Origin of the sequence: Streptomyces sp. NPDC059456, assembly GCF_042750055.1 — a bacterium.
GTDB lineage: Bacteria > Actinomycetota > Actinomycetes > Streptomycetales > Streptomycetaceae > Streptomyces.
In genome coordinates, this window is the sequence record NZ_JBHYVA010000049.1 from 1 (window position 1) to 11,000 (window position 11,000).

The 11,000-nt window shown below is 73.4% G+C and carries 11 protein-coding genes and 1 pseudogene; 10 read left to right on the forward strand and 2 right to left on the reverse strand.

Annotation, left to right across the window (positions count from 1 at the left end):
- Nucleotides 1-87: 87 nt before the first annotated feature.
- Complete coding sequence (locus ACFXA3_RS07340; RefSeq protein ID WP_385183207.1) at nucleotides 88-543, forward strand: pyridoxamine 5'-phosphate oxidase family protein; 456 nt, start codon at nucleotides 88-90, stop codon at nucleotides 541-543.
- 36 nt (nucleotides 544-579) lie between these two features.
- Here ACFXA3_RS07340 and ACFXA3_RS07345 read toward each other — a convergent pair whose 3' ends face one another.
- Nucleotides 580-1,317, reverse strand: a complete 738-nt coding sequence (locus ACFXA3_RS07345) for an SDR family oxidoreductase (protein ID WP_385183210.1) — start codon at nucleotides 1,315-1,317, stop codon at nucleotides 580-582.
- 176 nt (nucleotides 1,318-1,493) lie between these two features.
- Here ACFXA3_RS07345 and ACFXA3_RS07350 point away from each other — a divergent pair, with 176 nt between their 5' ends.
- The 3 genes from ACFXA3_RS07350 (at nucleotide 1,494) to ACFXA3_RS07360 (ending at nucleotide 4,511) form a co-directional block, all read left to right on the forward strand.
- Nucleotides 1,494-2,114 (forward strand): dihydrofolate reductase family protein, encoded by a 621-nt coding sequence (locus ACFXA3_RS07350; protein ID WP_385183213.1) that lies wholly within the window; start codon nucleotides 1,494-1,496, stop codon nucleotides 2,112-2,114.
- A 196-nt stretch (nucleotides 2,115-2,310) separates the two neighbouring features.
- The gene (locus ACFXA3_RS07355) at nucleotides 2,311-3,228 is read left to right on the forward strand and encodes a DMT family transporter (RefSeq protein WP_385183216.1); all 918 of its coding nucleotides are present in this window, start codon (nucleotides 2,311-2,313) and stop codon (nucleotides 3,226-3,228) included.
- 92 nt (nucleotides 3,229-3,320) lie between these two features.
- Nucleotides 3,321-4,511 (forward strand): cytochrome P450, encoded by a 1,191-nt coding sequence (locus ACFXA3_RS07360; RefSeq protein ID WP_385183219.1) that lies wholly within the window; start codon nucleotides 3,321-3,323, stop codon nucleotides 4,509-4,511.
- Between the two features lie 71 nt (nucleotides 4,512-4,582).
- Here ACFXA3_RS07360 and ACFXA3_RS07365 read toward each other — a convergent pair whose 3' ends face one another.
- A complete protein-coding gene (locus ACFXA3_RS07365; RefSeq protein WP_385183222.1) occupies nucleotides 4,583-5,587 on the reverse strand; it encodes a Gfo/Idh/MocA family oxidoreductase in 1,005 nt (334 codons plus the stop codon).
- Nucleotides 5,588-5,807: 220 nt separating this feature from the next.
- Here ACFXA3_RS07365 and ACFXA3_RS07370 point away from each other — a divergent pair, with 220 nt between their 5' ends.
- From ACFXA3_RS07370 to ACFXA3_RS07395, 6 genes and pseudogenes are all read left to right on the forward strand, one after another.
- Entirely contained in the window at nucleotides 5,808-6,788 is a 981-nt protein-coding gene (locus tag ACFXA3_RS07370; protein ID WP_385183267.1) for a sugar ABC transporter substrate-binding protein, read from the forward strand.
- A complete protein-coding gene (locus tag ACFXA3_RS07375) occupies nucleotides 6,785-7,816 on the forward strand; it encodes an ABC transporter permease (protein ID WP_385183224.1) in 1,032 nt (343 codons plus the stop codon). The genes ACFXA3_RS07370 and ACFXA3_RS07375 overlap by 4 nt, the downstream gene beginning before the upstream one ends.
- Nucleotides 7,786-8,679 carry an ATP-binding cassette domain-containing protein gene (locus ACFXA3_RS07380; RefSeq protein WP_385183227.1) on the forward strand — a complete coding sequence of 298 codons (894 nt, stop codon included), beginning with the start codon at nucleotides 7,786-7,788 and terminating at the stop codon, nucleotides 8,677-8,679. The genes ACFXA3_RS07375 and ACFXA3_RS07380 overlap by 31 nt, the downstream gene beginning before the upstream one ends.
- Nucleotides 8,680-8,695: 16 nt before the next feature.
- A pseudogene (locus ACFXA3_RS07385) lies at nucleotides 8,696-9,871 on the forward strand (ROK family glucokinase); the annotation flags it as partial.
- A 143-nt stretch (nucleotides 9,872-10,014) separates the two neighbouring features.
- Nucleotides 10,015-10,602, forward strand: a complete 588-nt coding sequence (locus ACFXA3_RS07390; RefSeq protein ID WP_385183230.1) for a hypothetical protein — start codon at nucleotides 10,015-10,017, stop codon at nucleotides 10,600-10,602.
- A 62-nt stretch (nucleotides 10,603-10,664) separates the two neighbouring features.
- The coding region (locus tag ACFXA3_RS07395) for an MBL fold metallo-hydrolase (RefSeq protein WP_385183233.1) at nucleotides 10,665-11,000 on the forward strand (336 nt) is incomplete at its 3' end.

Sequence of the window (11,000 nt, forward strand, 5' to 3'; positions counted from 1 at the left end):
CCGTCCGACGGTGCGCCCCCGCGGCGTCCGCCGGCCGCCGGCCCGCTACCCTTCGGCTGTCGCAGTCACCCGGGGGAGGGCGAGGGCATGGCAGCCGAAGGGCCGCGCACGAGGGAGCAGCGCCGCAAGGACACGCTGAGCCGGTTCGAGAAGGACGTCGACGTCTGGGTGGCCACCGCGGACGCCGAGGGGGTGCCCTGCCTCGTGCCCCTGTCCTTCCGGTGGGACGGCGCGACCTTCCTGATGTCGACCGGCCGCAACCTGCCCACCGGCCGCAACCTCGCCCGGAGCGGCCGGGTGCGGCTGGCCTTCGGCGCGACCCGCGACGTGGTGCTCGTGGAGGGCGCCGTGACCCGGCTGGAGGCGGCCGAGCTCGGACCCGGCGAGATCGAGGCCTTCGCGGCCCACTCCGGTTTCGACCCGAGCGGCCTCAAGACGCCCTACCCGTACTTCCGCGTCGCGCCGGTGTGGATCCAGGCCTGGCGCGAGGCCGACGAGATCGAGGGCCGGGACCTGATGAAGGACGGCCGCTGGCTGGACTGATCGCCGCAGCGGGGGCCGCGGGGAGCGGGTCCGGCGCTACGCGGCGAAGCCGCCGTCCACCGCGAACTCGGCGCCCGTGACGTAGGCGGCGTCCGGGCCCGCGAGGAAGGACACCAGGGCCGCCACCTCCTGCGCGGTGCCGAAGCGCCCGAGGGCCGTCAGTGCGCTCTGCGGGGCGGCGCCGGGACCGTCCGCCGGGTTCAGGTCCGTGTCCACCGGGCCGGGGTGCACGAGGTTCGCGGTGATCCCGCGCTCGCCGAGCTCCCGGGCCAGCGCCTTGGACATGCCGGTCAGCGCGGCCTTGCTCATCGCGTAGAGGACGCCTCCCGGGCCGGGGACCCGCTGGACCATGCAGCTGCCGATGGTGACGATCCGGCCGCCGGAGCCCATCCGCGCCGCCGCGGCCTGCGCGGTCAGGAACGCGCCCCGCACGTTGACCGCCAGCACCCGGTCCACGTCGGACAGGGCCAGGGAGTCCAGCGGCCCGAGTACGCCGATGCCCGCGTTGTTGACGAGCGCGTCGATCCGCCCCAGCTCCCGTACGGTCTCCTGCACCGCGGCGACCGCCTGCGCCGGGTCGCCCGCGTCGGCCCGCACGGCCAGGGCGCGGCGGCCGAGCGCCTCGATCCGCTTCACGACCTGCGCGGCGGCGTCCGCGCCGTCGACGTAGGTGAGCGCGACGTCGAGGCCGTCCCGCGCCAGCCGCAGGGCGGTGGCCGCCCCGATCCCCCGGCTGCCGCCGGTCACCAGTGCCACCGTGCCGCTGCTGTTCATGGTCTTCCCCTTTGCTCTCGCCCGACAAGTGGTTGCGGGTTCAATGAAACGAGCCGCGGGGGGAGGGCGCTGGCGGGAATCGGACGTGGCGTTCGTGCGCGTCGCCCCGATGAGTTCCGGGGCGCCCGGGAGTCTGAACACCTGCAGCGGACACCGGACACAAGGAGCGCAGAACCATGGGCAAGCTGACCCTCACCACCTTCGTGACCCTCGACGGCGTCATGCAGGCCCCCGGCGGACCGGAGGAGGACCCCGGCGGCGGGTTCGCGTACGGCGGCTGGCTGGTGCCGTTCGGCGACGAGGGCATGCAGGTGTTCATGAACGAGGTGTTCGACCGGGCCGGGGCCTTCCTGCTCGGGCGCCGCACGTACGAGATCTTCGCCGACTACTGGCCGAAGGTGACCGACCCCACGCACCCCATCGCGAGCCGGCTCAACGGGCTGCCCAAGTACGTCGCCTCGACGACGCTGAAGGACCCGGCCTGGGCCGGGACCACGGTCATCGACGGCGAACACCTCCAGGGCGAGATCATGCGGGTCAAGGACGCGCTGGAGGGGAGCCGGGAACTCCAGGTGCACGGCAGCGGGGCGCTGGCCCAGTGGCTGCTGGTGCGGGACCTCGTGGAGGAGCTGAACCTGCTGGTGTTCCCCGTCTTCCTGGGCGCCGGGCAGCGGCTGTTCCCCACGGGCGGGCTGCCGACGGCCTACGAGCTGGCCGCGTCGCGCACGACGCCGAACGGCACGGCCATCCTCACGTACCGCCCGACGGGCCGGGCCACGTTCGGCACCTTCGTCTGACCCGGCGACCGCCCGCCGGGGCCCGGGCAGGGCGACCCGGCGGGCGACGGCGCCACCGGCCGGGAGGCCGGCGGGGCGGGGGTGCCGTCGGGCGGCGGTGAAAGCGCTCGACCGCCATGATCGGCTCCGGTACGGTGAGCCGCGCCCGTGGGAGCCGCCGAAGTCTCCGCCGCTTCACGCCGTTGGAGAGTCCCTGGTGAGCTCGTCCGCCCTCCTCCTCCGCCCCGCCGCGCCCCGCCGGGCCTGGCTCGCCGACCTGCCCGTGCTGGCCGTCGCCGTCGTCTGGGGCGGCAGCTACCTCGCCGCCAAGGGCATCACCACGGCCCACACCGTGATCGCCGTCCTCGTCCTGCGCTTCGCGCTCGTGCTGCCCGTCCTCGCCGTCGCCGGCCGGCGACGGCTGCGGGCGCTCACCGCCCGGCAGGTGCGCGGCGCGGGCCTGCTGGGTCTCGTACTCGGCGGGATCTTCCTGCTGGAGACCTACGGGGTCGTCCACACCTCCGCCACCAACGCCGGGCTGATCATCAGCCTGACCATGATCTTCACCCCGCTCGCCGAGGCCGCCGTACGGCGCGAGGCACCGCCGGGGGCCTTCCTCGCGGGCGCCGCGGCCTCCGTCGCCGGTGTCGTCCTGCTCACCCAGGGCGCCGGGTTCACCGTCCCCGGCGCCGGCGACCTGCTCATCCTCGGCGCGGCCCTGGCCCGGACCCTGCACGTCCTGCTGATGGCCCGGAGCACGGCTGTCCAGGGCGCCGATCCGCTGTCGCTGACCACCGTCCAGCTCGGCGGCGCCGTGCTCGTCTTCGCCGTACTGGCCGCCGTACCCGGCACGGGCGACAGCCCCTGGGCAGCGGCCGCCGCGTTCGGGCCGGCCGAGTGGGCGGGACTCGCCTTCCTCTCCGTCTTCTGCACGCTCTTCGCCTTCTTCGTGCAGATGTGGGCCGTACGCCGCTCCTCGCCCTCCCGCGTCAGCCTGCTGCTCGGCACCGAACCCCTGTGGGCCGCCGCCGCCGGCATCGCGATCGGCGGCGAACACCCGGGCCCGGCCGGCCTCGCGGGCGCCCTGCTCGTCCTCGGCGGGACCGCCTGGGGCCGTCGCGCCGTGACCGGCTGACCCGGCGGGCACGGGACGGGTGGCCGGAGGGCGCCGACGAGTGACCGGAAATCGCCGGGTCCCGTACTGAGCGGTCACATTAGTGTGACCGCATGCCCTTACCGGACATCAGCGCGAACGACGCGGACTTCCTCACCGACCCCTACTCCTTCTACGCCCGGCTGCGCGCGACGGGACCGGTGCACCACGTGGAGGTCACCGCCGAGTACGCGCCCACCTTCCTGGTCGTCGGCTACGACGAGGCCCGCCAGGCCCTCGCCCACCCCGGTCTGGCGAAGGACTGGAGCAGCGGCGCGATCCTGCCGGGCATCACCGCCACCCAGGCCAACCGCAACATGCTGGAGGCGGACCCGCCGCACCACACCCGGCTGCGCCGCCTGGTCGCCCGCGAGTTCACCTCCCGCCGCGTCCAGGCCATGCGGCCCCGCGTCCAGCAGATCACCGACGACCTGCTCGACGCGATGGCGGCCCGCCCGCAGCGCTCCGCCGACCTGATCAAGGCCCTCGCCTTCCCGCTCCCGATGACCGTCATCGGCGAACTCCTGGGCGTCCCCGACCTGGACCGCGAGCGCTTCAGTTACTGGTCCAAGGAGGTCGTCGCCCCCACCTCCGCCACCCCGAGCACCACCGCGCACCAGAAGCTCGGCGAGTACCTCACCGAACTCGTCGGGGCCAAGGCGAAGGAACCGGGCGAGGACCTGCTCAGTGCACTGATCCGGACCCGGAACGAGGACGGCGACGCGCTGTCCTCCGAAGAGCTGATCGGGATGGCCTTCCTGCTGTTGGTCGCCGGCCACGAGACCACGGTCAACCTCATCTCCAACGGCACGCGCGCCCTGCTGGCCCACCCGGACCAGCTGGCCGCCCTGCGCGCCGACTACGACGGCCTGCTCGACGGCGCGGTCGAGGAGATGCTGCGCTACGACGGACCGGTCCAGAACGCCACCTACCGCTACGCCCGCGAGGACATGGAGCTCGGCGGCACCGCCATCCCCGCCGGGGCCACCGTCCTCGTCTCGCTGGCCGGAGCCGACCGCGACCCCGGGCGCTACGGCGAACCCGACACGTTCGACATCCGGCGCGCCCCGCAGGGACACCTCGCCTTCGGGCACGGACTGCACTTCTGCATCGGCGCCCCGCTCGCCCGGATGGAGGGCCGCATCGCGGTCCGCGGCCTGCTGGAGCGCTTCCCGGACCTGGCCGAAGACCCGGCCGGGGGCCCGCCGGACCACCTCGGGGGCAGCCTCATCCGGGGCGTGACCCGGCTGCCGGTGCGCTGGTAGCCGCCGCCCGTGCCCGGTTCCGTACCGCCCCGGCCCCCGCTCCCGCGGCCCCGCTCCCGACGCGGGGCGCCTCACAGGTCCGGCAGCTCCGCCATCCGCACCGGGCGCCGCTCGCGCCGCGACACCTCGCACGCCTCGGCGATCCGCAGCGCCGCCAGCGCCTCCCGGCCGTCGCACGGATTGGGCCCCTCGCCGCGCACCAGCCGGACGAAGGCCGCCAGCTCCGCCTCGTACGCGGGGGCGAACCGCTCCAGGAACCCCGCCCACGGCTTGCTCGCCGGGGGCGGGCCGTGCGGTTCGGTCGAGGCGATCGGCGTACGGTCGTCCAGCCCCGAGGAGACCTGGTCGAGCTCTCCGGCCAGCTCCATCCGCACGTCGTACCCGGCGCCGTTGCACCGGGTGCCCGTACAGGTGGCCAGGGTCCCGTCGTCCAGGGTGAGGACCGCCACGCCGGTGTCCACGTCGCCGACCTCGCGGAACACCGCGGGACCCGCGTCCGACCCGGTCGCGTACACCTCCGTCACCTCGTGCCCGGTCACCCAGCGGACCATGTCGAAGTCGTGCACCAGGCAGTCCCGGTACAGGCCCCCCGAGGTCGCCAGGTACCCGGCGGGCGGTGGCGCCGGATCGGCCGTCATCGTCCGCACGGTGTGCAGGCGGCCCAGCGCCCCGGAGCGCACCAGCTCCCGGGCGGTGCTGCAGCCCGCGTCGAAGCGGCGCATGAAGCCCAGCTGGAGCACCCCGTCGGCGGCGGTCACCTCGCGCAGCACGGCCAGCGTCCGGGCGAGGTCGCCGGCCAGCGGCTTCTCGCAGAACACCGGCAGCCCGCCGCGGACCGCCCGCAGGACCAGCCCGGCGTGCGCGTCGGTCGAGCAGGCCACGACCACGGCGTCGACGCCCCACGTGAAGACCTGCTCCACGGACGGCGCGGCGGTCGCGCCCAGCCGGTCGGCGACCCGCGCCGCCCGCGCCGGATCGGCGTCGGCGAGCAGCAGCGAGCCGGCGTCCCGGTGGCGGGCCAGTGCCGCCGCGTGGAACGAGCCGATCCGGCCCGTTCCGATCACCCCGATGCGCATGCAATCAACCTGACCCCCTCACCGGGGGCTGTCAATCCGCCCGACAGTACCCGTATGGCCGAGATGGGCTCGAAGGACCCGATGACCGCACATGGTCCACTGTGGCGGATACTGAGCGGCTGGAACCGTAATGACCGCTTTCGCAGCAGCGGACCGCACAAGACGCAGGACGAGGGAAGGGCACGCAGACGTGGCTAGGGTTCGGACAGGGGTGCGCGTCGTGGGCGCCGTGCTCGCGGCGGTACTGGGAGCCTCCCTCGTGGGCTGCAGCAGTACGGGCGGCAAGCGTGCCGAGGAGCGGGCCAAGGCCGCCCAGGCGGGCCGGCCCGCCGTGTCCACCCCGCGCTGGACCTTCGCGATGGTCACCCACGCGGGAGACGGCGACACCTTCTGGGACATCGTCCAGAAGGGCGCCAAGGAAGCCGCGGCGAAGGACAACATCAACTTCGTCTACGCCCACGACGACCAGGCACAGCAGCAGGCCCAGTTCGTGCAGAACGCCATCGACCAGAAGGTCGACGGGATCGTGGTGAGCCTCGCGAAGCCCGAGGCGCTCAAGGACGTCATCGGCAAGGCGGTCAAGGCCGGCATCCCGGTGATCACGGTCAACTCCGGATCCGCGCAGTCCGCCGAGTACGGCGCCCTCACCCACATCGGCCAGGACGAGCAGATCGCCGGCGAGGCGGTCGGCAGCGAGCTGACCAAGCGCGGGAAGAAGAAGGCCGTCTGCGTCCTGCACGAGCAGGGCAACGTCGGCCACGAGCAGCGCTGCGCCGGGGCGAAGAAGACGTTCGGCGGGACCATGGAGAACCTGTACGTCGAGGGCACCAACATGCCCTCCGTCCAGGCGGCCATCCAGGCGAAGCTCCAGGCCGACCCGTCCGTCGACGCGATCGTCACCCTCGGCGCCCCCTTCGCCCCGACGGCGATCAAGGCGAAGGACGCGGCGGGCAGCAAGGCGGAGGTCGACACCTTCGACCTCAACGAGTCCGTCGCCCGTGACCTCAAGTCCGGCGCCCTCGGCTTCGCCGTCGACCAGCAGCCCTACCTCCAGGGCTACGAGGCCATCGACCTGCTCTGGCTCTACCGCTACAACGCGGACGTGCTCGGCGGCGGCCGCCCGGTCCTGACCGGCCCGCAGATCGTGACCGCCGACGAGGCGGCCAAGCTGGAGCAGTACATCAAGCGGGGCACCCGATGAGCACGGCAACGGCCGTCGACGAGCGGCTCGCCCCCACCTCCCTGGTCCGCAGGCTGCTCGGCCGCCCCGAGCTGGGCGCGGTCGTCGGCGCGGCCGCCGTCTTCGTCTTCTTCTCCTTCGCCGCCCCCAGCTTCCTGCAGGCCTCCAGCCTCAGCACGATCCTGTACTCGGCCTCCACCATCGGGATCATGGCCTGCCCGGTGGCCCTGCTGATGATCGGCGGCGAGTTCGACCTCTCCGCCGGCGTCATGGTCACCACCTCGGCACTGGTCAGCTCGATGTTCAGCTACCAGGTGACCGCCAACGTGTGGGTGGGCGTGGGGGTGTCCCTGCTGGTCACCCTGGCCATCGGGTTCTTCAACGGGTTCATGCTGACCCGCACCCGGCTGCCCAGCTTCATCATCACGCTCGGCACGTTCCTCATGCTGACGGGCCTGAACCTCGGCTTCACCAAGCTGATCAGCGGCTCCGTCTCGACGAAGACGATCGCCGACATGGAGGGCTTCTCCTCCGCCCGCGCGCTGTTCGCCTCGCAGTGGAACGTCGGCTCGGTCACCCTCAAGGTCACCATCCTGTGGTGGCTGGCCCTGGTCGCCGTCGCCACCTGGATCCTGCTGCGCACCCGCGCCGGCAACTGGATCTTCGCAGTCGGCGGCGGGGCGGACGCGGCCCGCGCGACCGGCGTCCCCGTGGTCAAGACCCGCATCGGCCTCTACATGGGCGTGGCCCTGTGCGCCTGGATCTCCGGCCAGCACATCCTCTTCTCGTTCGACGTCGTCCAGTCGGGCGAGGGCGTCGGCAACGAGTTCCTCTACATCATCGCGGCCGTCATCGGCGGCTGCCTGATGACGGGCGGCTACGGCTCCGCCATCGGCTCGGCCGTCGGCGCCTTCATCTTCGGCATGACCAGCAACGGCATCGTCTACGCCCAGTGGAACCCGGACTGGTTCAAGTTCTTCCTCGGCGCGATGCTCCTGCTCGCGACGCTGCTCAACGCATGGGTCCGCAAGCGGGCGGAGGCGAAGTGACCGTGAGCGCAGTGACCAAGGCCGAGGGCACGGCCCTCGTGCAGCTGACCGACGTCAGCAAGTTCTACGGCAACATCCGCGCCCTCCAGGGGGTCTCCCTGGAGGTCCACGCGGGCGAGATCACCTGTGTCCTCGGCGACAACGGCGCCGGCAAGTCCACCCTCATCAAGATCATCGCGGGGCTGCACCGGCACGACGCCGGCCGGTTCGAGATCGAGGGGGAGGAGACGGTGCTCGCCAACCCGCGCGCCGCCCTCGACCACGGCATCGCCACCGTCTACCAGGACCTGGCCGTCGTCCCGCTCATGCCCGTCTGGCGCAATTTCTTCCTCGGCTCCGAGCCCACCAGGGGACGCGGCCCGCTGCGCCGCCTCGACGTGGACTTCATGCGCAAGACCACCCGCGCCGAGCTGCTGCGCATGGGCATCGACCTGCGCGACGTCGACCAGCCCATCGGCACCCTGTCCGGCGGCGAGCGGCAGTGCGTGGCCATCGCCCGCGCCGTCTACTTCGGGGCGAAGGTCCTCGTCCTGGACGAGCCGACCGCCGCCCTCGGCGTGAAGCAGTCCGGCGTGGTCCTGAAGTACGTCGCCGCGGCCCGTGACGCGGGCCTCGGTGTGGTCCTGATCACCCACAACCCGCACCACGCCCACCTGGTCGGGGACCGGTTCGTGCTGCTCAAGCGCGGCACCATGGCGGGCAGCCACACCCGCGACTCGATCACCCTGGACGAGCTCACCCGGCAGATGGCCGGCGGCTCCGAGCTGGACGAGCTGAGCCACGAGCTGGAGCGGGTGGCAGAATCAGGACCGGACCACCCGGCCGGAGCAGCCGATCCGGCATCCGGCACCACCGCACCCTGAGGGACGACACGACTCGATGAGCACGTACCGGGACTTTGCGCTCTCCCACCGGGGGTCGGCGCGAGGCACCGTCCTGCGGACCATCGGGACCCGTGAGCGCCGGTCGCACCTGACCGCCCCGCGCGTCCCGACCGTCGGCATCGACATCGGCGGCACCAAGGTGATGGCCGGTGTCGTCGACGCCGACGGGGTCATCCTGGAGAAGATCCGCACCGAGACCCCCGACAAGTCCAAGAGCCCCAAGGTCGTCGAGGACACCATCGTCGAGCTGGTCCTCGACCTGTCCGACCGGCACGACGTCCACGCGGTGGGCATCGGCGCGGCCGGCTGGGTCGACGCCGACCGCTCGCGCGTCCTGTTCGCCCCGCACCTGGCCTGGCGCGACGAGCCGCTGCGCGACGCGCTCCAGTCCCGGCTCGCGGTCCCCGTCATGGTGGACAACGACGCCAACACCGCCGCCTGGGCCGAGTGGCGCTTCGGCGCCGGGCGCGGCGAGGACCACCTCGTCATGATCACGCTCGGTACCGGCATCGGCGGCGCCATCCTCGAAGGCGGCCAGGTCAAGCGCGGCCGCTTCGGGGTCGCCGGCGAGTTCGGCCACATGCAGGTCGTGCCCGGCGGGCACCGCTGCCCGTGCGGCAACCGCGGCTGCTGGGAGCAGTACAGCTCCGGCAACGCCCTGGTCCGCGAGGCCCGCGAGCTGGCGGCCGCCGACTCCCCGGTCGCGTACAACATCATCGCCAAGGTCGGCGGCAACGTCGCCGAGATCACCGGGCCGCTCATCACCGAGCTGGCCCGCGAGGGCGACGCGATGTGCGTCGAACTCCTCCAGGACATCGGCCAGTGGCTCGGCGTCGGCATCGCCAACCTCGCCGCCGCCCTCGACCCCTCCTGCTTCGTCATCGGCGGCGGCGTCAGCGCCGCCGACGACCTGCTGATCGGCCCCGCCCGGGACGCCTTCCGCCGCCACCTCACCGGCCGCGGCTACCGCCCCGAGGCCCGGATCGCCAAGGCCCAGCTCGGGCCCGAGGCCGGCATGGTCGGCGCCGCCGACCTGGCCCGGCTCGTCGCACGCCGCTTCCGCCGCGCCACGCGCCGACGGGTGGAGCGCTACGAGCGGTACGCGCAGTGGGGCCTGATCGACTCCCCGGCCACCGCGGAGCGCAAGGCGGCCGAAGCCAAGGCGGCGGAGATCAAGGCGGCCGAGATCAAGGCCGTCGAAGCCGAGGCCGAGGAGCGCGAGGCCGAAGAGCGCGAAGCCGCCGGGGCCGGGACCGCCGAGGTCACCGAGGCGGTCCGCCCCGAGGCCGGCGACCGCCCCGAGGGCGGTGCGCAGTGACCCCGCCCTCCCTGCCCCACCAGGCGCCGCCCCCCGACGAGGGCGCCGCGCCGCCCCCGGTGGAGGACCGGCGGCACGTCGTCAGGCGCCGCTGGATCACCGCGATCATCATCCTGCTGCTGGTCGGCGTGCCCGCCGGCTACCTCGCCGTGTCCGCCCAGCAGAGCCGTGAGAGCGGCCGCGACAAGGCCGCCAAGGTCGGCGCGACCAAGGTGCGCCCGGGCTGGCCGTCCAAGGTGCAGCGCAGCATCTACGAGGTGCCGATCCCGCCGAAGGCCTGGCGGGTCGGGTTCCTGGAGACCAACAACTGGCGCACCAGCCGGCTGTACGTGCAGTTCGCGGTGACCCCCGCCGACCTGGACGCCTTCCTCGCCGAGCTCGGCACCAGCCGGGCCGCACTGACCCGCGAGGTCTCCATCGGGGCGCACGACGCCGCGGTCGCCGGCTGGAGCTGGGGCCCGAACAACGCCTGGTACGGCACCACCCTGGAGCAGCCCGGCCCGCGCCCCACCCGGGACGTCACGGTCGACCTGACGGACCCGGCGAAGCCCAGGGTCTACGTGGTGTCCACGGCGACCCCGTAGCCGTACCCGTCGCCGTCCCCGTAGCACCTCCGCCGCGCCGCGTCCGCAGCTAGCCTGGGATCATGAAGCTCACCAAGCGGCTGCACTCCTGTGTCCAGCTGGAGAAGGACGGGCGCGTGCTCGTCATCGACCCGGGCGCCTTCAGCGAGCCCGGCGCGGGGCTCGGGGCCGACGTCCTGCTCGTCACCCACGAGCACCCCGACCACTTCGACGAGGGCCGGCTGCGCGCCGCCCTCGACGCGAACCCGGCGGCCGGCCTGTGGACGCTGCGCAGCGTCGCGGAGCAGCTGGCCCCGGCGTATCCGGGCCGGGTGCACACCGTCGGTCACGGCGCCGCCCTCACCCCCCCCCGGGTGCGGGTGCCTGTGCGCCGCGGGCGTCGCGCCCAGCTGCACCCC

What these genes read in the sequence shown, in the direction of transcription:
- ACFXA3_RS07350 (WP_385183213.1), top strand. Translation starts at nt 1,494, where the DNA reads ATGGGCAAGCTGACCCTCACCACCTTCGTGACCCTCGACGGCGTCATG.
- ACFXA3_RS07340 (WP_385183207.1), top strand. Translation starts at nt 88, where the DNA reads ATGGCAGCCGAAGGGCCGCGCACGAGGGAGCAGCGCCGCAAGGACACG.
- ACFXA3_RS07380 (WP_385183227.1), top strand. Translation starts at nt 7,786, where the DNA reads ATGGGTCCGCAAGCGGGCGGAGGCGAAGTGACCGTGAGCGCAGTGACC.
- ACFXA3_RS07375 (WP_385183224.1), top strand. Translation starts at nt 6,785, where the DNA reads ATGAGCACGGCAACGGCCGTCGACGAGCGGCTCGCCCCCACCTCCCTG.
- ACFXA3_RS07360 (WP_385183219.1), top strand. Translation starts at nt 3,321, where the DNA reads ATGCCCTTACCGGACATCAGCGCGAACGACGCGGACTTCCTCACCGAC.
- ACFXA3_RS07365 (WP_385183222.1), bottom strand. Translation starts at nt 5,587, where the DNA reads ATGCGCATCGGGGTGATCGGAACGGGCCGGATCGGCTCGTTCCACGCG.
- ACFXA3_RS07345 (WP_385183210.1), bottom strand. Translation starts at nt 1,317, where the DNA reads ATGAACAGCAGCGGCACGGTGGCACTGGTGACCGGCGGCAGCCGGGGG.